The 23,142-nt window shown below is 71.5% G+C and carries 23 protein-coding genes; 8 read left to right on the top strand and 15 right to left on the bottom strand.

Annotated features, from left to right (window positions below):
* Positions 1 to 2: 2 nt before the first annotated feature.
* Complete coding sequence (locus ACWGJB_RS35155) at positions 3 to 947, bottom strand: hypothetical protein (protein ID WP_453384088.1); 945 nt, start codon at positions 945 to 947, stop codon at positions 3 to 5.
* An 80-nt stretch (positions 948 to 1,027) separates the two neighbouring features.
* Between ACWGJB_RS35155 and ACWGJB_RS35150 the strand changes: the two genes are divergently transcribed.
* Both ACWGJB_RS35150 and ACWGJB_RS35145 read left to right on the top strand, forming a co-directional pair.
* Positions 1,028 to 1,222: a DUF3046 domain-containing protein gene (locus ACWGJB_RS35150; RefSeq protein WP_453384087.1), complete on the top strand. Its 195-nt coding sequence runs from the start codon at positions 1,028 to 1,030 to the stop codon at positions 1,220 to 1,222.
* Positions 1,223 to 1,282: 60 nt separating this feature from the next.
* A complete protein-coding gene (locus tag ACWGJB_RS35145) occupies positions 1,283 to 2,536 on the top strand; it encodes an AI-2E family transporter (RefSeq protein ID WP_453384086.1) in 1,254 nt (417 codons plus the stop codon).
* 87 nt (positions 2,537 to 2,623) lie between these two features.
* Here the strand turns inward: ACWGJB_RS35145 and ACWGJB_RS35140 are convergent, their stop codons facing one another.
* The 4 genes from ACWGJB_RS35140 to ACWGJB_RS35125 form a co-directional block, all read right to left on the bottom strand.
* On the bottom strand, positions 2,624 to 3,451 hold the full coding sequence (locus ACWGJB_RS35140) for a hypothetical protein (protein WP_453384085.1): 828 nt from the start codon (positions 3,449 to 3,451) through the stop codon (positions 2,624 to 2,626).
* A 100-nt stretch (positions 3,452 to 3,551) separates the two neighbouring features.
* Positions 3,552 to 4,712 carry an oxygenase MpaB family protein gene (locus tag ACWGJB_RS35135; protein WP_453384084.1) on the bottom strand — a complete coding sequence of 387 codons (1,161 nt, stop codon included), beginning with the start codon at positions 4,710 to 4,712 and terminating at the stop codon, positions 3,552 to 3,554.
* Positions 4,713 to 4,791: 79 nt separating this feature from the next.
* Positions 4,792 to 5,844, bottom strand: coding sequence for a polyprenyl synthetase family protein (locus tag ACWGJB_RS35130; RefSeq protein ID WP_453384083.1), 1,053 nt, complete (start codon positions 5,842 to 5,844; stop codon positions 4,792 to 4,794).
* Complete coding sequence (locus tag ACWGJB_RS35125) at positions 5,837 to 6,112, bottom strand: polyprenyl synthetase (protein WP_453384082.1); 276 nt, start codon at positions 6,110 to 6,112, stop codon at positions 5,837 to 5,839. Before ACWGJB_RS35125 ends, ACWGJB_RS35130 begins: the two co-directional genes overlap by 8 nt.
* A 575-nt stretch (positions 6,113 to 6,687) precedes the next feature.
* Between ACWGJB_RS35125 and recA the strand changes: the two genes are divergently transcribed.
* The 3 genes from recA to ACWGJB_RS35110 all read left to right on the top strand — a co-directional run bounded on the left by recA (position 6,688) and on the right by ACWGJB_RS35110 (position 11,389).
* Positions 6,688 to 7,818 carry a recombinase RecA gene (gene recA / locus ACWGJB_RS35120; protein ID WP_450767132.1) on the top strand — a complete coding sequence of 377 codons (1,131 nt, stop codon included), beginning with the start codon at positions 6,688 to 6,690 and terminating at the stop codon, positions 7,816 to 7,818.
* Between the two features lie 4 nt (positions 7,819 to 7,822).
* Complete coding sequence (gene recX / locus ACWGJB_RS35115) at positions 7,823 to 8,728, top strand: recombination regulator RecX (RefSeq protein WP_453384081.1); 906 nt, start codon at positions 7,823 to 7,825, stop codon at positions 8,726 to 8,728.
* A 132-nt stretch (positions 8,729 to 8,860) separates the two neighbouring features.
* Positions 8,861 to 11,389 (top strand): ABC transporter permease, encoded by a 2,529-nt coding sequence (locus ACWGJB_RS35110; RefSeq protein WP_453384080.1) that lies wholly within the window; start codon positions 8,861 to 8,863, stop codon positions 11,387 to 11,389.
* Here the strand turns inward: ACWGJB_RS35110 and ACWGJB_RS35105 are convergent.
* The 8 genes from ACWGJB_RS35105 to ACWGJB_RS35070 all read right to left on the bottom strand — a co-directional run bounded on the left by ACWGJB_RS35105 (position 11,386) and on the right by ACWGJB_RS35070 (position 17,820).
* Positions 11,386 to 11,805, bottom strand: a complete 420-nt coding sequence (locus tag ACWGJB_RS35105; protein ID WP_453384079.1) for a rhodanese-like domain-containing protein — start codon at positions 11,803 to 11,805, stop codon at positions 11,386 to 11,388. The two genes, ACWGJB_RS35110 and ACWGJB_RS35105, sit on opposite strands and share 4 nt — an antisense overlap.
* Entirely contained in the window at positions 11,802 to 12,356 is a 555-nt protein-coding gene (locus ACWGJB_RS35100; protein WP_453384078.1) for a cysteine dioxygenase, read from the bottom strand. Before ACWGJB_RS35100 ends, ACWGJB_RS35105 begins: the two co-directional genes overlap by 4 nt.
* A 75-nt stretch (positions 12,357 to 12,431) precedes the next feature.
* Positions 12,432 to 12,503 (bottom strand): putative leader peptide, encoded by a 72-nt coding sequence (locus tag ACWGJB_RS35095; protein WP_311737274.1) that lies wholly within the window; start codon positions 12,501 to 12,503, stop codon positions 12,432 to 12,434.
* A 78-nt stretch (positions 12,504 to 12,581) separates the two neighbouring features.
* Positions 12,582 to 14,198: an FAD-dependent monooxygenase gene (locus tag ACWGJB_RS35090; RefSeq protein ID WP_453384077.1), complete on the bottom strand. Its 1,617-nt coding sequence runs from the start codon at positions 14,196 to 14,198 to the stop codon at positions 12,582 to 12,584.
* Positions 14,199 to 14,433: 235 nt separating this feature from the next.
* Positions 14,434 to 15,336 carry an amino acid ABC transporter permease gene (locus ACWGJB_RS35085; protein WP_453384076.1) on the bottom strand — a complete coding sequence of 301 codons (903 nt, stop codon included), beginning with the start codon at positions 15,334 to 15,336 and terminating at the stop codon, positions 14,434 to 14,436.
* Positions 15,333 to 15,998, bottom strand: coding sequence for an amino acid ABC transporter permease (locus tag ACWGJB_RS35080; RefSeq protein ID WP_453384108.1), 666 nt, complete (start codon positions 15,996 to 15,998; stop codon positions 15,333 to 15,335). The genes ACWGJB_RS35085 and ACWGJB_RS35080 overlap by 4 nt, the downstream gene beginning before the upstream one ends.
* A 149-nt stretch (positions 15,999 to 16,147) precedes the next feature.
* Positions 16,148 to 16,984 carry a glutamate ABC transporter substrate-binding protein gene (locus ACWGJB_RS35075; RefSeq protein WP_453384075.1) on the bottom strand — a complete coding sequence of 279 codons (837 nt, stop codon included), beginning with the start codon at positions 16,982 to 16,984 and terminating at the stop codon, positions 16,148 to 16,150.
* Between the two features lie 59 nt (positions 16,985 to 17,043).
* Entirely contained in the window at positions 17,044 to 17,820 is a 777-nt protein-coding gene (locus ACWGJB_RS35070) for an amino acid ABC transporter ATP-binding protein (protein WP_453384074.1), read from the bottom strand.
* 319 nt (positions 17,821 to 18,139) lie between these two features.
* Between ACWGJB_RS35070 and ACWGJB_RS35065 the strand changes: the two genes are divergently transcribed.
* Together ACWGJB_RS35065 and ACWGJB_RS35060 are read left to right on the top strand one after the other, a co-directional pair.
* A complete protein-coding gene (locus tag ACWGJB_RS35065; RefSeq protein WP_453384073.1) occupies positions 18,140 to 18,826 on the top strand; it encodes a response regulator transcription factor in 687 nt (228 codons plus the stop codon).
* A 9-nt stretch (positions 18,827 to 18,835) separates the two neighbouring features.
* On the top strand, positions 18,836 to 20,233 hold the full coding sequence (locus ACWGJB_RS35060; RefSeq protein WP_453384072.1) for a sensor histidine kinase: 1,398 nt from the start codon (positions 18,836 to 18,838) through the stop codon (positions 20,231 to 20,233).
* A 52-nt stretch (positions 20,234 to 20,285) separates the two neighbouring features.
* Here the strand turns inward: ACWGJB_RS35060 and ACWGJB_RS35055 are convergent, their stop codons facing one another.
* The gene (locus tag ACWGJB_RS35055; RefSeq protein WP_453384071.1) at positions 20,286 to 21,284 is read right to left on the bottom strand and encodes a TAXI family TRAP transporter solute-binding subunit; all 999 of its coding nucleotides are present in this window, start codon (positions 21,282 to 21,284) and stop codon (positions 20,286 to 20,288) included.
* A 94-nt stretch (positions 21,285 to 21,378) separates the two neighbouring features.
* Here ACWGJB_RS35055 and ACWGJB_RS35050 point away from each other — a divergent pair, with 94 nt between their 5' ends.
* Positions 21,379 to 21,789 (top strand): pyrophosphohydrolase domain-containing protein, encoded by a 411-nt coding sequence (locus tag ACWGJB_RS35050; protein ID WP_453384070.1) that lies wholly within the window; start codon positions 21,379 to 21,381, stop codon positions 21,787 to 21,789.
* A gap of 7 nt (positions 21,790 to 21,796) precedes the next feature.
* Here ACWGJB_RS35050 and ACWGJB_RS35045 read toward each other — a convergent pair whose 3' ends face one another.
* Positions 21,797 to 22,939 (bottom strand): hypothetical protein, encoded by a 1,143-nt coding sequence (locus tag ACWGJB_RS35045; protein WP_453384069.1) that lies wholly within the window; start codon positions 22,937 to 22,939, stop codon positions 21,797 to 21,799.
* Between the last annotated feature and the right edge of the window lie 203 nt (positions 22,940 to 23,142).

The raw sequence follows: 23,142 nt of genomic DNA, 5'->3' as shown, positions 1-23,142 counted from the left end.
GGTCACCCCACGAAGCGGCCGTACGCCTTGAGCGTGCGCAGCGCCTCGACCGTCACCGTCGGGCGGGCCTCCAGGGCGGTGGTCGGCGCCCACTGGAGCCAGCCGATCGGCCAGCCGCCGTCCTCCTGCTGCTCGGCGGCGAGGTGGTCCAGGGAGCGGGCCATCTCCTCGTCGGTGAACCACGCGCGCGCGAGCGAGTGCGGGGACTTCGCGAAGTCGTGCGGGAAGTGGTGCTCACCCGGGGCGTAGCCGGGCGCCACCGGGTACGCGTCCAGGTGCTCCGGGTCCAGCGCGGCCAGCCGGTGCTCGCGCACCAGGCGGCCCAGCCGGTCGGCGGCCGCCTCCGCCCGGGCGCGGTCGGGTACCGCGTCCAGGAAGGCGACGGCGGCCTCGACCTCGTAGGGATGCGACTTCTCCAGGGACTCCACCGCCTCCCAGCAGAAGTCGGTGGCCCGGAACAGCCAGGCGTGCCAGACCTCGTTGCGGTGCAGCAGACCCACTACCGGTCCGGTGGCGAGCAGCTCGCTGGGCGGGTCGTCGGTGATCGGGATGAACGGGGCGGCCGGGTAGCCGCGCTGGCTCGGATGGATCGCCGGCAGCGCCCCGTCCGCCGTGGAGACGGACGTCAGATAGCGGCACACCCGCTCCACCCGCTGCCCGCCGCAGCGCCCGATGGCGTCCAGGACGGCCAGCGCGTGCCCGGTGTGCAGCGGCTGGCTCACCGGACCGCGCAGGTCGGGTTCCAGCGCATGGCCGTACCCGCCGTCCTCGTTGCGGTAGGCGTCCAGCGCCGTCTCCACGGGATCGGGGCCGCCGTTCAGGAAGTGATACGCGAAGAGGCGCTGCTCCAGCACGCGCGCGGTGAGCCACATGAACTGTTCGGCGCGGAAGAGCGGGGAGTGCGCCGGGGGCGTAGGGGGGAGTGGGGAAGCTCCGGTTTCGGCCATGCGTCAGACCGTAGGACGGAAAGCGGTCTCGGCAGGCGGTCCCGGGCAGGGCCCACTCTCAGGGGCGGGATACTGGTGTCATGCGGTTGACGGTCTTCTGGCAGCGGATGGCGGAACACTTCGGTTCCGGGTACGCCGACACCTTCGCACGCGATCATGTGATGACGGAGCTCGGCGGACTCACGGTGCACGAGGCGCTGGACGCCGGCTGGGAGGCCAAGGAAGTGTGGCGTGTGGTCTGCACGGCCATGAACGTTCCCGGGGAGAAGCGCTGAACGTGCCCAAAGATCGGATACGGGCCACACCTTGTCAGTGGCGTCGGCGAGACTTGCACCGTGGCACCCACTGACGACGACGGGCGGACCGCCCAGGACGCATCCCAGGTCGACACGACGCCGCCCGCCGGACCCCCGGCCGCCGGCGCCGCGCTACGTGGCGCCCGCATGCCGCGCTGGCTGCCGCGCGCCATGGTGCTGGCGCTCGCCCTCATCGCCGCCTTCCAGCTGGGCAGCTGGGCCTTCCACCAGCTCACCGGTCTGCTGATCAACATCCTCATCGCGTTCTTCCTGGCGCTCGCCATCGAGCCCGCGGTGAGCTGGATGGCCTCCCGTGGCATGCGCCGCGGGTTCGCGACCTTCCTGGTCTTCCTCGGCCTGGCCATCGCCGTCGCGGGATTCGTCACGCTGCTCGGCTCGATGCTGGCCGGCCAGATCATCAAGATCGTCGAAGACTTCCCGGACTACCTGGACTCGGTCATCAACTGGGTCAACCACACCTTCCACACCGACGTGAAGCGGGTCGACGTCCAGGAGGGTCTGCTGCACTCCGACTGGCTGCGCAAGTACGCGCAGAACAGCGCGGCCGGTGTGCTCGACGTCTCCGGGCAGGTGCTCGGCGGCCTCTTCCAGCTGCTGACGGTCACCCTGTTCGCCTTCTACTTCGCCGCCGACGGCCCCCGGCTGCGCCGTACCCTGTGCTCCGTCCTGCCGCCCGCTCGCCAGGCCGAGGTGCTGCGCGCCTGGGAGATCGCCGTGGACAAGACCGGCGGCTATCTGTACTCGCGCGGTGTGATGGCGCTGATCTCCGGCATCGCCCACTACATCCTGCTGGAGGCCCTGGGCGTGCCGTACGCGCCCGTGCTCGGCGTCTGGGTGGGCCTGGTCTCGCAGTTCATCCCCACCATCGGCACCTATCTCGCGGGTGCGCTGCCGATGCTGATCGCGTTCACCGTCAACCCCCTGTACGCGGTGTGGGTGCTGGTGTTCGTCGTGATCTACCAGCAGTTCGAGAACTACATGCTCCAGCCCAAGCTGACCTCCAAGTCCGTCGACATCCACCCGGCGGTCGCCTTCGGCTCGGTCATCGCGGGCACCGCGCTCCTCGGCGCCGTCGGCGCCCTGATCGCGATCCCCGCGGTGGCCACGCTCCAGGCGTTCCTCGGCGCCTACGTGAAGCGGTACGACGTCACGGACGACCCCCGGGTGAACGGCCGCACCAGGCGCGGCACGACCGGCCCCGGGCTGCTCACGCGCGCGCGGCGCACGATATGGCAGCGGCCGGCCGAGGACTCCGGGGAGGGCCCGGCCTGAGGGCCGCCGTGATCGGTAACGGTCGCGCCGGATCCGTGACGGCCGCCGCGCTCAGTACGGTCACCGGATCGGTGACGGCCGCCGCGATCAGTAGGTGAGCACCGCCCACACCCCGGCGGCGGCCACGGCGGCCACGTAGCAGCCCACCGCCGTGGCCACGATCCGCCACCGGACCCGTTCGCTCCAGGAGCTGCGGGACAGCAGCCAGGCCAGCGCGGGCAGCACCAGCACCGCGTGCAGACTGACCCCGTGCAGCGGCTTGAGCGGGGCCGTCGAGTCGTACGCCGCCTCCTGGTGCCCGGTCCGGACGAGCACCACCCCGCGCGCGATCATCGCGGCCCCCGAGGCCAGCGCCACGAGCAGGACCGCGAACCCGGAGCGCACGGCGAGCGCCATGCCCACGGGACCGGCCGGCCGCCGCCGGAACGACACCACGGCGAAGACGGTGAGCAGCACCACCAGGACCCCGCCGCCCACCGCGAGCGTCATCGACACTGCCGTGTCGAACGGCGTCTCCATGTCGAGGTGCGAGGGCACCCGGCGCCACGCCTGCAGGGTGATCCCGCCGACCTCCACCACACAGTCGGCGGCGAACACCAGGAGCAGCACGGTCCGCAGCCGCTCCCCGATCCTCAGATACGAGGTGACCCAGGTGACCGCGATCAGCGTCAGCCCGAAGGACAGCCCGAAGGTGACCGGCTTGCGCCAGGAGACCGGGCCGTACCAGGGGCCGCCGTCGACCGCGAACACCACCAGATGCACCAGGCCGGAGAGGACGAGGAACACCCCGGTCGCATGACAGAGACGCTCGGCGGGGCGGACCCGGCGCAGGCGGCTCGCCGGTGGATTCCGGAGCGGACCCGCCAGGGAGGGTGGAGTCTCCGCGGAGGACGGACTTTCCAGGGGTGAGGGCATGCGACCACCCTCCCGGGAGCTGTCCGCGCGGTCGTCGTCCGACTGAAGTCACCCGTCGTACGCCGTCGGGAGTAGGCGTGGGCCGTAGGAGTGCGGACGGTCAGTAGACCGTGGCGGCCGGCGGGGTCCACCGCCGGGTGCGGGGCACCGTGCCCGAGACGCCGTAGTCCTTCCTGAGGTGTTCGGGGATGGCGTAGTGCATGACGCGGCCACGGGTGAGGGAGGACAGTTCGAAGACGGTGGTGAGATGGCCGAGGCGGTCCAGGGCCCAGGCACCCAGCGGGGAGCGGTCCTCGATGGTCTCCAGGACGCCCAGGAGGTGCGGTACGGCCTTGACGACGGTGTCCCACGGGGTGCGCGGCACGTCCAGCCAGTCCGCGCAGGTGTCGCCGACGAGGTGGCGGACGAGGGCCGGGACGATCGGGTCGAAGAAGGTGCCGGGGACGACCTCCTCGTAGAGCTCGATGAGCTGCCGGGTCAGGTGGGCGCCCTCTTCGGAGGGGCCCATGTACCGGATCATGTACAGGTCGAGGAAGCGGCGGGCCTCGTCGAGGGTCTTGGGAACGGCCTCCTGGTCGACGCCGAGCATGGCGCCGACCACCCGCCACGCGTAGTAGTACGCCTCCGCGCCCTCCGTGGACAGATGGATGCCCAGCCGGTGCAGGCTGTCGAGGACCAGCAGCGAGAAGAACATCTGCCCGCCGATCATGTCCTCCTGGCAGATCGGCGTCCCCAGCGCCTCGGTGTCCCAGCGGTTCTCGCGCTTGAGGTGGTGTCGGATGGAGGCGTGCAGCAGGCGCACCTTCTGGGCGGCGGGGACGAAGCGGCCGCCGGCCTCGAAGGCGTCGGGCTGCATCAGGTAGACGGTGAACTGGCCGGTCTCCGCCATGCGCTTGGAGGGATAGCTGAGCCCGTGCGTGGCCGACAGCAGCTTCGCCACGCGTGGGACGACATAACAGGCGGGCATGGAGGCGAAGGAGAGCGCGGTCGCGATGTGCACGTTGTTGTCGATGAAGAACAGCCGGGCCTTCTCCATCTCGCCCCAGTCCACCCATGACGGCGGGACCCGGGTGGCCTCCAGATACTCCCGCGCGACGTCGGGCAGCCCGTCGGGCAGGGGAGCGCCGACGGTGGAGACATAGCGCATCAGGGTGTTGAACGTGCCCACCTCCCCGCGCTCGAAGAGTGCGGCGACCGTGGCGTCGGCGAGTTCGTCACCGGCGTACCGCAGGGCGTCCGACGATGCCTCGGTGTGGGTCACGCAGGCTCCTTGTCTTCGCGGGTCTCTTCGTCGTGCGTGTCTTCGTGGGTCGGGTGTCGTCCGTGCCACCGGGTGGGTGTCAGGAAAGGCGGACCGCCGCCGAGTGGGCCAGCGCGGTCAGGGCGGCGGCGGCCGGGGCCGGCACGTCCAGTGAGTGGAGGGCGTCGAGCGCTTCCACGACCCGCGCGCCGATCATGTGCTCGATCCGGTCGGGCGCCCCGAGCCGGCACATCACCTCGCGGACCGCGTCCAGGCCCTCCGCACCCAGATCACGCTTGCCGAGCAACGCGCCGAGCCGCTCCCGGTCGTCGTCACGGGCGAGCCGCCAGGTCTCCGCGAGCAGCGCGGTGGGCCGATGGCCGCGCACGTCGTCGGCGTTGGCCTTTCCGGTGTGCTCCGGTTCCCCGAACAGGCCGAGCAGGTCGTCGCGGAGCTGGAACGCCTCGCCCAGCGGCAGCCCGTACGCGGAGTATCCCGCCCGCAGCCGCTCGCCGGCCCCGGCCAGGGCGCCGCCGATCAGCAGGGGCTGCTCGACGGTGTACTTGGCGGTCTTGTAGCGGATCACCTTCAGCGAGGCCGTCGTGTCCGGACCGGTGCCGGTGCGCAGGATCTCCAGGCACTCGCCCGCGATCAGCTCCCGGGCCAGCAGCGACCACAGGGGGCGGCCCCGGGCGAGATAGGCGGCGGGCAGACCGCAGGTCGCGAACAACTGCCCGGCCAGCGACATCAGCAGATCGCCCACGAGCATCGCCAGCGACCGCGCGGTGCCGTCGGCACACGGGCGAGCCGGTACGGCGGCGCGCAGGGCGACATGTGCCGTGGGACGCCCGTGCCGCAGCGGGCTGTCGTCGATGAGGTCGTCGTGCACGACGGCGGCGGCGTGCACCAGCTCCATGGAGGCCGCCGCCCGCACCAGCGCGTCGCTGTCCGGCTGCCCCACCGCACGCCAGCCCCAGTAGCAGAACGCCGCCCGCAGTCGTTTGCCGTCCGTGACCGCCGCCTCCAGCTGTTCGGCCACCGGGCCCAGGAGCGGATCGATCGCCGCGAACAGGTCGGCCTCCTGGGCGACGAACCGGCGCAGTACCTCGTCGACGCGGGCCTTGAAGGCGGTCGGATCCCACCGGTCAGCCATGGTCGGCGGTCCGCCGGGCGAGGGCGTGCCGGGCGAGGGTCTCCAGATGGGCCGGGGGCACGGTCGCGTACCGGTCCAGGACCAGGCGTCCGCGCGCGGTGAGGTCGTGCTCGGCCTCCGCCGCCAGTGCGCCGGCGTCCGAGCGGCGCAGCAGCCCCCGTACCGTGCCGACGGCGGTGCCCAGCGTGCTCACCGCCAGATCGGCCAGCCCTGCCGCCAGCAGTACGGCCTGCTCGTCCAGGCCGCGTCGTCCCGTCTCACGTGTCATGCGCTCTCCCACCCACGGCACACAGAGGCGCCGCCTACCGGCACACAGGGGCGCCGCCTACCGGCCGCCTCTTCGAGGATCGCGGCACGGCGGGAGCGGGCATGCGGAAACTCACGATCGGGTGAACGCCTTGCCGGGTGGTGTGGATCGCCGTGCCGCGGTTCCGCTTCCGGCTGCCACCCCCAGCGCACCGTGCGCTCCCGCCCGCGTGCCGCGTACGCCCGATTCCCGGGCGCCCCCGTCCCCGCCCCGCGCGCCCCGCCCCGCGCGCCCCGTCACTGGCCGACGCACCGCCCGGAGTCCGTGGGCGAGCGGTGGGTGATCGGTGGGTGAGCACCCTGCGGGGAAGTGGCGGGAGTACCGCGTGGTGCGCTTGACACGAAAATCGAACATCCATTCTTATGGAGGCTCCGGCGAAGGCTCTCGACGGGGACTCCAGTGGCGGTTCGACACGGTTTGGGCGGATAAGTCCCCGAGTTGTCCACAGGCCGGACAGGCGTCGGGGCGCATTGTCAGTGGCAGGCGTTAGCGTCTTTGACGTGAAGCGATCGACTCAAGCAAACCGGGTGGAACCCATGGCAGGTACCGACCGCGAGAAGGCTCTCGAAGCCGCACTCGCACAGATTGAACGGCAGTTCGGCAAGGGCGCGGTCATGCGCATGGGTGACCGGACGAAGGAGCCCATCGAGGTCATCTCGACCGGGTCGACCGCGCTCGACGTCGCCCTCGGTGTCGGCGGCCTGCCGCGCGGCCGGGTCGTGGAGATCTACGGACCGGAGTCCTCCGGTAAGACGACCCTGACCCTGCACGCCGTGGCCAACGCGCAGAAGGCCGGCGGCCAGGTCGCGTTCGTGGACGCGGAGCACGCCCTCGACCCCGAGTACGCGCAGAAGCTCGGCGTCGACATCGACAACCTGATCCTCTCCCAGCCCGACAACGGCGAGCAGGCCCTGGAGATCGTGGACATGCTGGTCCGCTCCGGCGCCCTCGACCTCATCGTCATCGACTCCGTCGCCGCGCTCGTGCCGCGTGCGGAGATCGAGGGCGAGATGGGCGACAGCCACGTCGGCCTCCAGGCCCGCCTGATGAGCCAGGCGCTGCGGAAGATCACCAGCGCGCTCAACCAGTCCAAGACCACCGCGATCTTCATCAACCAGCTCCGCGAGAAGATCGGCGTGATGTTCGGCTCCCCGGAGACCACGACCGGTGGCCGGGCGCTGAAGTTCTATGCCTCGGTGCGACTCGACATCCGCCGCATCGAGACCCTGAAGGACGGCACGGACGCGGTCGGCAACCGCACCCGCGTCAAGGTCGTCAAGAACAAGGTCGCGCCGCCCTTCAAGCAGGCCGAGTTCGACATCCTCTACGGCCAGGGCATCAGCCGCGAGGGCGGTCTGATCGACATGGGCGTGGAGAACGGCTTCGTCCGCAAGGCCGGCGCCTGGTACACGTACGAGGGCGACCAGCTCGGCCAGGGCAAGGAGAACGCGCGCAACTTCCTCAAGGACAACCCCGACCTGGCCAACGAGATCGAGAAGAAGATCAAGGAGAAGCTGGGCGTCGGCGTCCGCCCGCAGGAGCCCGCCGCCGAGCCCGGTACGGACGCGGCGGTCACCACCGCGGCCCCGGCCGACGCCGCGAAGACGGTGCCCGCCCCGGCCGCCGCCAAGGTCACCAAGCCCAAGGCCGCCACCGCCAAGAGCTGACGCCGTGACACGACGAACCGACTGGGCCGACCACGAGTACACGTCCCCCGGTGCCCCCCGGGGGAGGGGCACCGGGGACGGTTCCGGGGCCTACGGCACGGGCGGCGACGGATACGGGGGCGACAGCGAGGGACACCCGGTGGCAGGTCGGCGCCGGGACGGGGGTGCGACACGGGGGAGCGATGGCTCATACGGGCGTGACGGCCCGTACGAGGACGACGGCCCGCCCGACTCGTACAGCGCGTACGAGAACGGCACGCACGAAGGCCCGGACGGGCCCCGCGGGCACGGATCACCCGGCCGTGGCTCGCGGCGGCCCGGGACGCGCCGTCGGCGTGGCTCCGGGGGGCCGTCAGGTGAGGACGGAGGTTCCTCCTCCTTGTCGAGGGCCGAGCAGGGGGAGTCTCCGGCGGACCCGGCTGAGCGGGCGCGGGCGATCTGTCTGCGCCTGCTCACCGGGACCCCGCGCACCCGGAAACAGCTTGCGGACGCCCTGCGCAAGCGGGAGATCCCGGACGATGTCGCCGAGGAGGTGCTGTCGCGGTTCGAGGAGGTCGGGCTGATCAACGACAGCGCGTTCGCGGACGCGTGGGTGGAGTCCCGGCACCACGGCCGGGGGCTGGCTCGCCGCGCGCTCGCCCAGGAACTGCGGACCAAGGGCGTCGAATCGACGCTCATCGACGAGGCCGTCGCCCAGCTCGACTCCGAGCAGGAGGAGGAGACGGCCCGCGAACTCGTCGCCCGCAAGCTCCGCTCCACCCGGGGCCTCGACCGGGACAAACGCCTCCGCCGCCTCGCCGGCATGCTCGCCCGCAAGGGATACCCCGAGGGCATGGCCCTCAGGGTCGTCCGGCGAGCCCTGGAGGAGGAGGGCGAGGACACGGACTGCCTCGAGGACGGGGACTTCTGACGGACAGGCAGGTCTGACGGACGGCCAGGGCTGAGGACTCACCGGCCTGTAGGGGTGGTGGGGTTATCCCCCTCCCAAGACACCGGACCACCGCAGTGCCCGGGGACCCGTGTGTGAACAACCGTGTACGCCATGATGCTGCGTTACGCCCTCAGGACCGTCCGCGCCCGCAAGGCCGGGTTTCTCGGCGCCTTCCTCGCCCTGCTGTGTGCGGCGGCGCTGATCTCCGCGTGCGGCACCCTCCTCGACACCGGCCTGCGCGGCACGATCCGCACCGAGCGCTACGCGGCGACGCCCGTCGTGGTCTCCGGCGACCAGTACGTCCACCGCACCACCGTCAAACACAGGAAGGGCAAGACCAAGGTCAAGCACAAGGCGAAACCCATCGCCGAACGCGCCTGGCTGTCGGCGGACCTGGCGGGAAGGCTCGCCCATGCACCCGGCGTCGCCCGTGTCGTGCCCGAACTCACGTTCCTCGCCCAGCCGTCGACCCCGGCCGGCACCGGTGGCCGTACCGCCTACGGGCACGCCTGGGAGTCCGCCGCGCTCACCCCGTACCGGCTGGTCACCGGCACCGCGCCCAGGGCCGCCACCGACCTGGTCGTCGACCGCGACCTCGCCGCACGCGCCCGGCTGCGCCCCGGTGACCCACTCACCGTGCAGTCGACGCAGGCCCCGCGCGTCTACCGGATCACCGGAATCGCCGCCCCGGCCACCGAAGTACGCCACCAGACGTCCCTCTTCTTCTCCACGGCCGAGGCCCACCGGCTGGCCGCACACCCCGGGCAGGTCACCGCGTTCGGTGTACTGCCCGCCCACGGCACCGACCCTGACCAGCTGAAGCGGACGGTGACGCGGGCACTGCGTGGCACCACCGCCCAGGTCTCCACCGGGAACGGCCGTGGCCCCGTCGAGTTCCTGGACGCGGCCGCCGCCAGGGTCCGGCTGGTCAGCATGGGCGGCGCCATGGGCGGCACCGCCCTGCTCGTGGCGATCCTGGTGGTCGTCGGCACCTTCGGGCTCACCGTCCAGCAGCGCCACCGCGAACTCGCCCTGCTGCGGGCCATCGCCGCCACCCCCGGCCAGATCCGCCGGCTGCTCGGCCGCGAGGCACTGATCGTCGGCGCGGTCGCCGGCACCGTAGGCGCACTGCTCGGGCTTCCGCTCGGCGCCTGGCTGCACACCAGGTTCGTCGCCCTGGGCGCCGTACCGGCCACGCTTCAGCACACCACCGGTGTCTTCCCGCCGCTTGCCGCGCTCGCCGCGACCCTGATCGGCGCCTGGGCCGCCGCCCGTATCGCCTCCCGGCGCATCACCCGGATCCGGCCGACCGAGGCGCTGGCCGAGTCCCGGATCGAACCCGCCCGGCCCGCCTGGGGGCGGATCGCCGCCGGTCTGCTGCTGCTCGCCGGCGGAGTCGTGCTCGTCGTCCTGCTCACCTCCCTGCGCACCGAACCCGCATCGACTCCCGTCACATTCCTCGCCGTCGTGGTCCTCTCCACCTCCGTCGCCCTGCTCGGCCCGCTGCTGGTCAGGGCGGCGGCGCTGCTGCTCGCCGGACCGCTGCGGCTCACCGGTCACGGCGGCCGGCTCGCCACCGCCAACCTGCGCGGCAATGCCGCCCGGATGGCTTCCGTCGTCACCCCGCTCACCCTGCTCATCGGCATGACCTGCACCGTGTTGTTCGTCCAGTCCACACTGGGCGACGCCGCCCGTGTCCAGGCCCGCGCAGGGGTCACCGCCGACTGGGTCGTCGCCGCCCGGGGACCGGGCGTCCCGGCCGAAGCGGCACAGCGGTTGCGTACCCACCACAACGCCGTCACCGAAGTGGTCCGCACGACCGTCCGCGTCGGACTCGACAAGTACCCAGCCCAGGGCGTCACCCCCGAGGGCCTCACCCGCACCTGGGACCCCGAGGTCACCGCGGGCTCCCTCACCCGCCTCACCGACCGCACCGTCGCCGTCAGCGAACTGGCCGCCGACCAGCACCACTTGGCGCCCGGCAGCACTCTGAGACTCACCCTCGGCGACGGCACGCCCGCCACGCTCACCGTCGCCGCCGTCTACGCCCGGGGTCTGGGCTTCGGCGATCTCACCTTCGCCCACGACCTCGTCTCGCACCACGTGGACAACCCGCTCGCCTCCTCCGTCCTCGTCAGCACGGCCCGTACACAGACACAACTCGCGACTACGCTCCGTGAGTTCCCGGGTCTGCGGATTCTTTCGCCGGCCGCCGCCGATTCCCTCCAGGCCGACCGTCAACAGGACAACGCCGAGGTCAACTACCTGGCCATGGGGCTGGTCCTGGCCTTCACCGCAATCGCCGTCGTCAACACGCTCGCCATGTCGGTCGCCGCACGCGTCCGGGAGTTCGCGCTGCTCAGGCTGGCCGGGGCCACCCGCCGTCAGGTGCTCCGGATGCTGCGGACCGAGGTGCTGTCGGTGCTGGCACTGGCGACGGCCCTCGGCAGCGGCATCGCGCTCGCGGTACTGACCGCGTTCAGCGTGGGCATGGCGGGCCGGGCCGCACCGACGGTCACGCCGTTGCTGTACGTGACCGTCGTCGCGACCGCCGCGCTGCTCGCGCTGGTGGCCGCCGCCCTTCCCGGCCGGGTGGCGCTGCGGGTGCCGGCGGTGACGGTGGCGACGGCGAAGGACTAGAGGTCGGCGTCGTTGTCAGGGTTGACCGGCAGTCCCGCTGACTTCCAGGCCTGGAAGCCGCCGACCAGGTCTGTCGCGCGGTGCAGGCCCAGCTGGTGGAGGGAGGCGGCGGCCAGGCTGGAGGCGTAGCCCTCGTTGCAGATCACGATGACCTGGAGGTCGTGGCCGGTGGCCTCGGGGGCCTTGTGGCTGCCCTGGGGGTCCAGGCGCCACTCCAGCTCGTTGCGCTCTATGACGAGGGCGCCCGGGATCACCCCGTCCCGGTCGCGCAGCGCCGCGTACCGGATGTCGACCAGCAGGGCGTCTCCGGCCTGCGCCGCCTCGTACGCCTCGTGCGCCGCCACGCGCCGGTAGTCGGCCCGCACCCGGTCCAGCAACTCGTCGATGCCCACGGGGTGCTGTCCGGCGCCGCTCACTGCCAGTCCTCCGGGCGTTCGACCTGCTCCAGGCGCAGCACCGGTCCGCTGCGGCTGTAACGGCGGATCCGCGGCAGCGGCGGGTAGTAGGCGTGGACGGAGATCGCATGGTGCTCGGGGGACTCGTTGAGCACCTCGTGGACGTGGTCGCGGCCGAAGGAGCGGCCCTTTCCGGCGGGCAGCCGACGCTCGCGGTCGACGTCCTCGGAGAGCTCCAGGGTCTTCCAGCCGTCGGTGGGCAGCCGGGTGGCGAGCGAGTACTCCTTCAGCTCACCGGTGGCGGTGAGGAAGGCGCCGACCGACTCGGCGTGGTCGTGCCAGCCGGTGCCGGAGCCGGGCGGCCAGCCGATCAGCCAGGCCTCGCTGCCGCCGGGACCGTCGAGCCGTACCCAGGTGCGGCCCTCCGGGTCGAGCGGGAGCGAGGAGATCAGCTCGGTGTCGGCGGCCGTACGCCGGACGAAGTCGAGGAGGTCCGCCTGGGTGGGCGCGGCGCCGGGCGCGGAGGCGGACGAGGAAACGGGGGAGGACGGGGTGGAGAGAGAGGCAGACACGTGCACCGTTCCTGATGAAGATTCGCCGAAGGGGGCGCAGACGGCGCCCCGGAGAAGGAAGGAGAAAAAGCGAATTCAGCAGGACGGAAGACACACGCAGCCCGCATAGCGGACCAGGTCAACATGGACCTTCCGCCACAGGCGCACAGTGGTGTCGTTCACGTTGCGGAGTAGACCACGCCGGTGCGGACGGGTCAACTCACTGTCAGCATGTGGACCGCGGGATCACCGCGCGCCGGATCCGGCCTGTGCCTCCGCCTCCGTGGTCTCGGGGTTCTTGCCGCCCAGCGTCGCCTCGGCGGCCGCGTACAGATCGGCCGGGCGGACGCCGTTGAGGGCGGTGACCAGATGGCCGTCGGGGCGCACGAGCAGCACCGAGTGCGCCGGTGCGCCCGGGTAGGCCTCGGCGACCAGCAGCTCGGCGGGGTGCGGCAGCGCGGTCACGGCCGCGGCCAGCCGGGGCATGATCCCGGCGGAGACCCAGTGCTTGCGGTCCCACACCCCCGTACCGGGCGCGATGAGGACGACGAGCAGCGCGCCGCGGCCGAGCCGTGAGCGCAGCTGTACGAAGGTGCCGTCCTCCGCGGTGACCCGGACGTCGGTGACTGGCTCTCCCAACGGGGTGTCGACCGGGATCTCGTGCTCCAGATGCCGGGGCGCGAGCGGCGAGTCGGCGTACGCTCCCGGCGCGCCGAGCGGGCCGTGCCCCAGGTGACCGTCGGTGAGGAGCGCGTCGTGCCCCCGGGCCGTGCCGGGCACGATCCCGCGCAGCCCGCCACCGCCGCGCAGCACCGGCAGCACCTGGTCGGCGGCGCGCAGCCGGGCGGCGACCACCGCCCGCCGCTCGATCTGGTAGCTGTCCAGCAGCGCCTCGTGCGGACCGTGGTGCCAGGCCGGGGCCAGCTTCCAGGCGAGATTGTCCGCGTCCCGCAGGCCCTCCTCCAGCCCGTGCGTGCCGAACGCGCCGAGGAGATGCGCCGCGTCCCCGGCGACGAACACCCGGCCCACCCGCCACCGCCGGGCGAGACGGTGGTGGACGGTGTGCACGCCGGTGTCGAGCAGGTCGTACGGCGGTGTGGTGCCGTCCGTCCAGCCCGCGAGGGTCTCGCGGATCCGGTTCACCAGGAGTTCGGGGGTGACCAGGTCCTTGCCGGGCGGCAGCAGCCAGTCCAGGCGCCAGGCGCCGTCCGGGAGGGGGCGGGCGGTCACCTCTCCGGCCGAGGGCCCGGACATCCGCCACGGCGGGGTCCGATGGAGCAACGCCTGACCGGGCCACGGAAGTTCCGTGCGGAGCGCGGCGACCGCGTGCCGTTCCACCGCCGTACGGCCCGGGAAGCGGATGTCGAGGAGCTTGCGCACGGTCGAGCGGGGGCCGTCGCAGCCCACCAGGAAACTGCCGCGCCACCAGGTGCCCTTGGGGCCACGGGTGTGCGCGGTGACGCCGGAGCGTTCCTGCTCCACGGTGTCCAGCCGGCTCTCCGTGGCGACCCTGACCAGCGGCTGGTCGGCGATCGCGGCGCGCAGGGCGTTGGTGAGCGTGTGCTGGGCGATGTGCAGCGGGGAAGGTTCGCCGGCCTCGTCGAAGACGACCTCGCGCATCACCTGCTTGCGGCGCATCGAGCGCCAGCCCGTCCAGCGGGTGCCCAGCTCGTCCAGCGGGGCGCCGGACAGTCGCGTCAGCAGGGCGGCGGTGTCCTCGCGCAGCACCACCGTGCGCGCCGGGCGCGGTTCGTCCTTGCCCGGGCCCTCGTCCAGGACGACGGACGGCACCTCCTGACGCGCCAGCGCCAGGGCGAGCGTAAGCCCGACGGGCCCCGCTCCGACGATGATCACCGGGTCCACGGCGCGGCGCCCCCTGCCCGTACGCAAGTCCCGACGGACACGGATGAACAGGTCGGTGGAGCAGGGTGCACGATCACAGAACGTATGCAACAGACTGGGCGCCACCCGGTCAAGCGGCGCACCCGGGGACACGTCAGCATGGCGGGCGCGCGGGCCCGCCGACGGCCCGGAAAACGGCGGAGGCAGCGATCGTAGGACCGCTGCCTCCGTGGGTGTCACCCGGGTTGACTCCCTGTCAGGCGGACGCTCCCGTGGCGAACCCGCCGCCGACCTCGGCCACGTTCAGGTCGTTGACTTCCTCGGCCCCCAGGACCGCGCCCGTGCCGCGCTTGCTGCGCCGCAGCCGGCGCTCCAGCCAGGAGGCGAACGTGGTGAGGACCAGGTTCAGCAGGATGAAGATGATCGCCACGACGATGAAGCTGGGGATGACGTTGGCGTAGTTGGCGGCCAGGGTGCCGCGGGCGTTGAGCAGATCGGTGAACTGGAGCATCACACCGCCCAGCGCGGTGTCCTTCACGATCACCACGAGCTGGCTGACGATGGCCGGCAGCATCACGGTGACCGCCTGCGGCAGCAGGATGCCGGTCATGGTCTGTCCCTTGCGCAGACCGACCGCGTACGCCGCCTCCGTCTGCCCCTTCGGCAGGGCCAGGACACCGGCCCTTACTACCTCGGCGAGCACCGAGGCGTTGTAGAGAACCAGGCCGGTGACGACCGCGTACAGCGGCCGTTCGTCGCTGCCGACGTCGGTGGAGCGGACGTAGAACTCCATGGCGAACAGCATCAGCAGCAGGACGGGGATGGCGCGGAAGAACTCCACGACGGCGCCGGCCGGGATACGTATCCACGCGTGGTCGGACATCCGGGCTATGCCGAAGACCGCGCCCAGCGGAAGGGCGATGACCATGGCGAGGGCCGCGGCCTTGAGGGTGTTGCCGAGGCCCGGCAGCAGATACGTGGTCCACGCCTCGGAGGTGGTGAACGGCTGCCACAGGGCCCACTTCAGCTGGCCCTTGTCGTCCATCTTCTGCCACACCCACCAGAGCAGGAGGGCGAGCAGCAGGACGAAGACGACGGAGAGGAGGACGTTGCGCCGCTTGGCGCGGGGCCCGGGGGCGTCGTACAGAACCGAGCTCATCGCTTCACCGCCAGGCGCTTGGCGAGCCAGCCGAGGAACAGGCCGGTCGGGAGGGTCAGGACCACGAAGCCGAAGGCGAAGACCGCGCCGATGGCCACCGTCTGGGCCTCGTTCTCGATCATCGTCTTCATCAGGGCGGCGGCCTCGGCGACGCTGATCGCGGCGGCCACGGTGGTGTTCTTGGTCAGGGCGATCAGGACGTTGGCCAGCGGGCCGATCACCGCGCGGAAGGCCTGCGGCAGCACGATCAGCCGCAGCGTCTGCGAGAAGTTCAGCCCGATCGCGCGGGCCGCCTCGGCCTGTCCGACGGGCACCGTGTTGATGCCGGAGCGGATCGCCTCGCAGACGAAGGCCGCGGTGTAGGCGATGAGACCGAGTACGGCCAGCCGGAAGCCCTGGACCGCGAAGTCGTCGGCGCCCAGGGTGACGCCGAAGATGTCGGCGAGACCGAGCGAGGTGAAGATGATGATGACCGTCAGGGGGATGTTCCGGACGATGTTGACATAGGCCGTGCCGAACCCGCGCATCAGCGGGACCGGGCTGACCCGCATCGCGGCCAGCAGGGTGCCCCAGACCAGGGAGCCCACGGCGGAGAAGACGGTCAGTTTCACCGTCGTCCAGAACGCCCCTAGGACGTCGTAGCCTTGAAGAAAGTCGAACACGATTTCCCGCGCTTCCGGGTGTGTGGCGTAGGTGGAGGGCATGGCGCGCCGCCGCCAGGGGAAGCGGCGGCGGCGGCGCGCCCGAGGAACCGTGCGACCTGCCGGGTCCCTGCGTCGGCGGAGTTCCGCGGGGCGCGCGGATCGGCGCCTTACTTGACGATCACGCCAATCTTCGGGGCGGGCTCGTTCTTGTACTCGGCCGGGCCGAAGTTGGCGTCGACCGCCTTCTGCCAGGAGCCGTCGCTGACCATCTTCTCCAGCGCCTTGTTGATCTTGTCGAGAGTCGCGGAGTCGCCCTTCTTGACGCCGACGCCGTAGTTCTCGTTGCTCAGCTTCAGACCCGCGAGCTTGAACTGGCCCTTGTACTTGTCCTGCGCGGCGAAGCCCGCGAGGATCGAGTCGTCCGTGGTCACGGCGTCGACGGACCCGCTCTGGAGGCCGGCGATGCACTCCGAGTAGGTGCTGACCTCCTTGAGGTTGGCCTTCGGGGCGATCGTGTCGTGGAGGTTCTGCGCCGAGGTCGAACCGGTCACGGAACACAGCTTGTTGCCGTTGAGGTCCGTGCCCTTGGCGATCGTCGAGTCCTTCTTGACCAGCAGGTCCTGGTGGGCCAGCAGGTACGGGCCGGCGAAGTCCACCTTCTGCTTGCGCTCGTCGGTGATCGAGTAGGTGGCCGCGATGAACTTCACGTCACCACGTGCGAGGGCGTTCTCGCGGTCGGCGCTCTTGGTCTGCACGAACTCGATCTGGTCCGGCTTGTAACCGAGCTGTCCGGCGACGTACGTGGCCACGTCCACGTCGAAGCCCGAGAAGGAGCCGTCCGGCTCCTGGAGGCCGAGGCCGGGCTGGTCGTACTTGATGCCGACCTTGATCTTGCCGCCGCCCGACGAGCTGTCGTCGCCCTTGTCGCTGCCGCCGCACGCCGTGGCGGACAGGGCGAGCGCGAGCACGGCGGCCGAGGCGGCGGTGACCTTGCGGAGCTGCATGATGAACATCCCTCGTTTTGGTGAAGACGTCTGGGAAAGGAAGCGGGTCCCGCCGCGCCTCAGTGGTGCAGGATCTTCGACAGGAAGTCCTTGGCCCGGTCGCTGCGCGGGTTGCTGAAGAACTGGTCGGGCGTGGCCTCTTCGACGATCCGGCCGTCCGCCATGAAGACCACCCGGTTCGCGGCCGACCGCGCGAAGCCCATCTCGTGGGTGACGACGATCATGGTCATGCCGTCCCGGGCCAGTTGCTGCATGACCTCCAGGACCTCGTTGATCATCTCGGGGTCGAGGGCCGAGGTCGGCTCGTCGAAGAGCATGACCTTCGGGTCCATCGCCAGCGCCCGCGCGATCGCCACGCGCTGCTGCTGGCCGCCGGAGAGCTGTGCGGGGTACTTGTCGGCCTGGGTGCCCACACCGACCCGGTCGAGCAGGGTGCGGGCCTTCTCCTCGGCCTGCTTCTTGTCCGTTTTGCGGACTTTCACCTGACCGAGCATCACGTTCTCGAGCACCGTCTTGTGCGCGAAGAGGTTGAAGGACTGGAAGACCATGCCGACATCGGCGCGCAGCCGGGCCAGCTCCTTGCCCTCCTGGGGCAGCGGCTTGCCGTCGATCGTGATCGTTCCGGAGTCGATGGTCTCCAGACGGTTGACGGTGCGGCACAGAGTCGACTTACCGGACCCGGAGGGCCCGATCACCACGACGACCTCGCCGCGGGCGATCGTCAGGTCGATGTCCTGGAGCACGTGCAACGCGCCGAAGTGCTTGTTGACGCTCTTCAGGACGACCAGTTCGCCGGTCGCGGCCACATCTTCCTTGGCCACCGATACTTCGGTCATCGCTATCGGGCTCCGTCCTCCTCGGTTGCGGAGGAATGTAGTTACCGCGCATGACCAGCGTCATTACATCTGAGGGAGATCTGAGCATCACGATCCGATAGCATTCGGGCACATGTCGTAGCAGCCGTGACCTGTGTGCGTATCGGCCGGGTAACGGAACCTGCGCGCCGCCGAAACCCACTTGACGTCATCGTCGTCCATCAGCGTGACTGCCATCGTGCACGCGCGCGTACGCGCGTTTTTTACAAGGCACAGGTTCTCCGCAGGCAAGCCGAGAACGAACCAGGACGAAACGAACGTTGAACCGGAGGGGGCCGGGATGAGACTGCTGCTCGTCGAGGACGACAACCACGTCGCCGCCGCACTCTCCGCGGTCCTGGCCCGGCACGGGTTCTCCGTCACCCACGCCCGCAGCGGCGAGGAGGCCCTCCAGGCGCTCGTCCCCGAGGGCGACGGCTACGACGTCGTCCTGCTCGACCTCGGACTGCCCGACCAGGACGGCTACGAGGTCTGCGGCAAGATCCGCAAGCGCACCAGCACCCCGGTCATCATGGTCACCGCCCGCGCCGACGTCCGCTCCCGCATCCACGGCCTCAACCTGGGCGCGGACGACTACGTGGTGAAGCCGTACGACACCGGGGAACTGCTCGCCCGGATCCACGCCGTCAGCCGGCGCACCCACCACGAGGACGGTCCGGCCGACGGCGACGACACGCTCAGGCTCGGCTCCGTCCACATAGAACTGCCCACCCGCCAGGTCAGCGTGGACGGCAAGGTCGTCCAGCTCACCCGCAAGGAGTTCGACCTGCTGGCGCTGCTCGCCCAGCGGCCCGGCGTGGTCTTCCGCCGGGAACAGATCATCAGCGAGGTCTGGCGCACCAGCTGGGAGGGGACCGGCCGCACCCTGGAGGTGCATGTCGCCTCCCTGCGCGCGAAGCTGCGCATGCCCGCGCTCATCGAGACCGTACGCGGCGTGGGCTACCGGCTCGTCGCCCCGGCCGCGTAGCGGGGACGGGTGCGCACACGTCTGCTTCCGCTGCTCATCGTCCTGCTGGCGGCAGTCCTGCTCGCGCTCGGCATCCCCCTCGCGGTCAGCGTGGCCGCCGCCCAGCAGCAGAAGGTCGTCGTGGACCGGATCGACGACACCGCGCGGTTCGCGGCCCTCGCCCAGTTCGTCACCGGCCCGCCCACCAGCGCGCGTCCCATGCGCACGGACGACCGGCAGGAGACCCTCCACCGCGAACTCATCAGCTACTACGAGGTGTACGGCATTCGCGCGGGCGTCTTCTACCGCAACGCGTCCTCCATGGCCAACGCGCCCGACGACTGGGTGCTGCCGCAGACGGGCGAGGTACGTGACGCCTACGCCGAGGCGCTGCTCAGCCGGCGCAGCCATGACCCGCAGCAGGTGTGGCCCTGGCAGCGCACCCGGCTCGTGGTGGCCTCGCCGGTGATCCGCGACGGTGACGTCGTCGCCGTGGTGGTCACCGACTCGCCCACCGGGCCGATGCGTTCACGGACCCTGCGGGGCTGGCTGTTCATCGGTGCCGGCGAGATCGCCGCGATGCTGCTCGCCGTCGGCGCGGCGCTACGGCTGACCGGGTGGGTGCTGCGACCCGTACGAGTGCTCGACGCCACCACCCACGAGATCGCCAGCGGCCGGCTCAAGTCCCGGGTCGCGGCGGCCGGCGGTCCGCCGGAACTCAGACGGCTGGCCCGGGCGTTCAACGAGATGGCGGACAACGTAGAGGACGTGCTGGAGCAGCAGCGTGCGTTCGTCGCCGACGCCTCCCACCAGCTGCGCAACCCGCTGGCCGCACTGCTGCTGCGCATCGAACTGCTCGCCCTCGAACTCCCCGAGGGCAACGAGGAGATCGCCTCGGTCCGCACCGAGGGCAAGCGGCTCGCCCAGGTGCTGGACGACCTGCTCGACCTGGCGCTGGCCGAACACGCCGAGGCGGACCTGATGCTGACGGACATCGGGCGGCTGGCGGCGGAACGGGTCGCGGCGTGGGCACCGGCCGCGGCGGCGAAGGGGGTCCGGCTGACCGGGGAGTGCCCGGCGACCACCGGATGGGCCGACCCGATCACGCTGTCCAGCGCGCTGGACGCGGTGATCGACAACGCGGTGAAGTTCACACCGAAGGGGGGTTCGGTGGAGGTGGGCGTCGCGGCCGACGGTGGCGTGTCCAAGGTCGTGGTGACCGACACGGGGCCGGGGCTGACCGCTGAGGAACTCGCGCGCGTGGGGGACCGGTTCTGGCGGAGCGGTCGGCATCAGAACGTGAAGGGGTCGGGGCTGGGGCTGTCGATCACGCGGGCGTTGCTGGCGGCGGGTGGGGGCTCGTTGTCCTACGAGCACCGCGAGCCGCGGGGGTTGCGGGTGACCGTTTCGGTGCCGCGGAGCGGGTGAGGAATGCGGGGTGGTTGCGGGGCGCGGGTGGTGGGGGTTGATCAGGGGTGCTTCAAGGTTTCACCGAGCGGTAGTACCGTCGCGCGCCCTCCTGCAAGGGGAGCGGGTCCGTGTAGATCGCCGTGCGGAGGTCCACCAGCTGGGCCGAGTGGACGTGGGCGCCGATGTCGTCCCGGCTCTTGATGACCGTGCGGGTCACCCATTCGGTGAGACGCGGGTCCATGTCCTTGCGGGTCATGAGGAGGTTGGAGACCGCGATCGTCGCCACCGCCGTGCCCTGCTGCACCGACGGATACGCCGACTCGGGCATGTTGGTCGCCCGGTAGTAGAGCGCGGCCTCGCTCTCGGAGTGCAGCTTGGAGACGAGGCCGCCGTCTATCGGGACGAACGTGAAGCTGAACTTCCGCGCGAGGTCCAGCAGCCCCTTGGTCGGCAGTCCGCCCGACCAGAAGAACGCGTCGATCTTGCCCTGCCGCAGCCGGTCCGGGCCGGTGTCGATGCCGTCGGCCATCGGGGTGATGTCCTTCCCGGGGTCGATCCCGGCGGCCCTGAGCACCCGGTTGGCGATCAGCCGGACACCCGAGTTGGGCAGTCCTATCGCCACCCGCTTGTGCCGCAGCTGCGCGACGCTGGTGATGCCCGAGTCGCGCCCCACCACGAGCTGGACGTAGTCGTCGTAGAGCCGCGCCACCCCGCGCATCCGGTCGGCGCCCCGGCCGCCGTTCAGTTCGTACGTCTCCACCGCGTCGGCCGCCGCGATGGTGAAGTCGGCCTGACCGGTCGCCACCCGCTGGACGTTCTCGTACGACCCCGCGCTCTGGACCAGCTTCACCTTCAGCCCCGGCATGTCCCGCCCCAGTTCGGTGCGCAGCCGCACGCCGTACTCCTGGTAGACCCCGCTCAGCGTCCCCGTGCTGAAGGTGATCGTCCCGGTCGGCGGGTTCTCGCCCAGCGGCAGCAGCCACCACAGCAGCAGGCCGAACGCGACGACGCCCGCGGCCGAGCCCTGGAGAGCGCGGCGCCTGCCGATACGGGGGAACACCTTTGACATGCGCGCGATCCTGCCAGCCGGTCCCGCTCCTGACCAGGGCCGGGTGCCCGGCGGCGGACCGGGAGTGTCAGTGGCGGCCGCTAGAGTCGTTCGCATGACCAGCTCCTCGCCCGCCCGCCTCGTCCGAGAGTTCCACCACGCCTTCGGTCTGGACGCCCGCACCACGCCCGCGGAGGTGTCCCCCGAGCTGGCCGCGCACCGCGGGGAGCTGCTCGCCGAGGAGGCCGCGGAGGTCGCCGAGGTGTCTGTCGCCGGGCCCCTGGACCGGCTCGCGCACGAACTGGCGGACGTGGTCTACGTGGCGTACGGCACCGCGCTGGTGCACGGCATCGACCTCGACGCGGTGATCGCCGAGATCCACCGGTCCAACATGAGCAAGCTGGGGCCCGACGGGCAGGTCGCCCGCCGGGCCGACGGCAAGGTACTGAAGGGCGAGCACTACCGGGCGCCGGACGTCTCGGCCGAGCTGCGCCGGCAGGGCTGGATATCCGGCGGCGAGGCCTGACCGGGGCTCAGAGCGAGCCGCCCGCCAGCTTCCACTCGCGGTGCAGGGCGCCCAGCGGGACGCTCCGCTGCAGCACCGGCGTACCGAAGATCGACAGCTGGAGGCGCAGGGTGCCGGAGAGGTCGACACCGCCGTACAGGCTCCAGGCGCCCCGGGCGTCCGCACCCGGGGTTGCGGAGTCGGCCGTGACCGTGCCGGAGGCCTCTCCGCGCAGATAGGGGGCCAGGTCGGCGGTGACGCCCACGGTGCCGTAGAGGCCGACCGAGGCCTCGGCGCCCAGCGCGGTCTTGACGCTGCCGGCGGTGGTCACCGAGGTGCGCACCGGCGTGCTCGTCATGTCGGAGCTGCTCACCGGCGTCCAGCCCTGGGCTGTGCCGAAGGTGCCGCCCGCCTTGAAGTCGCCCTTGAGGCTCTGCTCCACGTCGACGGTGATCCTGCCGTCGCCGGAGACCTGGAGGTAGCAGGTCAGGTCGAGGTTGACCACGACGGGCACCGGGCCGACCTGGAGGACGGGGTCGGCGTGCAGCTTGGCGAACGGGACGCGCAGCGGGGTGGCGGTGGCCGCCGCGGCCCGGCCCCTGACCGCCCAGCCCGAGTTCCAGTCGCCGGACACGCCGAGGTAGGCGGAGCCGGGCGCGCTGCCGGTGCCCGCGCCGCCGTAGGCGAAGTCGACCTGCGGGGCGACCTGGACGAAGCCGGACACCGAGGCGGAGGCGGCGGCCGGAGCGCCCGCGGCGGTCGGGATCTCGGCGCTGACGTCCAGCCGGAGGCTGCCGAGCGGCACGGTGGCGCCCTCCGGGCCGACATGCACATCACCCGACCTGGCCCAGGACACCTTGACGTCGGGCAGCAGCTTGTCCACGTCGAAGGCGTCCGGATCGACCGGTACGGTGCCCTTCGCGGTGTCGTCGCCGAGCAGGGCGTCGAGCGTGGCGGGCTCGGTCTGCACCTCGGTGCCCTCGTCGGTCTCGCCGATCACCTTGGTGACCTTGGCGAGCAGTCCGTCCGGGGCGCCGGGCGCGGGGGCGCTGGCGATCACGTCACCGACGGCGGCCTGCCCGGTCGCGGCCGACGCCGACGGCGACGGCGACGCCGAAGTGCTGGGGGAGACGGTCGGGGACGCCGGGCTCCCCTTGGCCGTCTTGGACATGACGGCTCGTCGGGTCTTGCTGTCGTACGAGCTGACGGTGAGCGTGGTGCGGTGTGCAGGACGGCCCGAACCCGCCGAACCGGCGGCCGCGGGGGCGGGGGCGGGGGGGGGCGCGGCGGCCCCCCGCGGCCCGCCGGCCGTGGGGGCGGCGGGGGGGGTGGGGTGGGGGGCCCCGGGGGGGTGCGGGGCGGGGGCCCCCGGGG

The organism is Streptomyces sp. NPDC054813 (genome assembly GCF_053611365.1).
The sequence above is the reverse complement of the archived record's forward strand: the minus strand, read 5'-3'. Positions and strand labels throughout refer to the sequence as shown.

Coding starts and splice junctions, on each gene's coding strand:
- ACWGJB_RS35085 (WP_453384076.1), bottom strand. CDS start 15,336: ATGAGCTCGGTTCTGTACGACGCCCCCGGGCCCCGCGCCAAGCGGCGC.
- ACWGJB_RS35055 (WP_453384071.1), bottom strand. CDS start 21,284: ATGTCAAAGGTGTTCCCCCGTATCGGCAGGCGCCGCGCTCTCCAGGGC.
- recA (WP_450767132.1), top strand. CDS start 6,688: ATGGCAGGTACCGACCGCGAGAAGGCTCTCGAAGCCGCACTCGCACAG.
- ACWGJB_RS35125 (WP_453384082.1), bottom strand. CDS start 6,112: ATGACACGTGAGACGGGACGACGCGGCCTGGACGAGCAGGCCGTACTG.
- ACWGJB_RS35045 (WP_453384069.1), bottom strand. CDS start 22,939: ATGTCCAAGACGGCCAAGGGGAGCCCGGCGTCCCCGACCGTCTCCCCC.
- ACWGJB_RS35110 (WP_453384080.1), top strand. CDS start 8,861: ATGATGCTGCGTTACGCCCTCAGGACCGTCCGCGCCCGCAAGGCCGGG.
- ACWGJB_RS35150 (WP_453384087.1), top strand. CDS start 1,028: ATGCGGTTGACGGTCTTCTGGCAGCGGATGGCGGAACACTTCGGTTCC.
- ACWGJB_RS35050 (WP_453384070.1), top strand. CDS start 21,379: ATGACCAGCTCCTCGCCCGCCCGCCTCGTCCGAGAGTTCCACCACGCC.
- ACWGJB_RS35070 (WP_453384074.1), bottom strand. CDS start 17,820: ATGACCGAAGTATCGGTGGCCAAGGAAGATGTGGCCGCGACCGGCGAA.
- ACWGJB_RS35065 (WP_453384073.1), top strand. CDS start 18,140: ATGAGACTGCTGCTCGTCGAGGACGACAACCACGTCGCCGCCGCACTC.
- ACWGJB_RS35130 (WP_453384083.1), bottom strand. CDS start 5,844: ATGGCTGACCGGTGGGATCCGACCGCCTTCAAGGCCCGCGTCGACGAG.
- ACWGJB_RS35075 (WP_453384075.1), bottom strand. CDS start 16,984: ATGCAGCTCCGCAAGGTCACCGCCGCCTCGGCCGCCGTGCTCGCGCTC.
- ACWGJB_RS35155 (WP_453384088.1), bottom strand. CDS start 947: ATGGCCGAAACCGGAGCTTCCCCACTCCCCCCTACGCCCCCGGCGCAC.
- ACWGJB_RS35140 (WP_453384085.1), bottom strand. CDS start 3,451: ATGCCCTCACCCCTGGAAAGTCCGTCCTCCGCGGAGACTCCACCCTCC.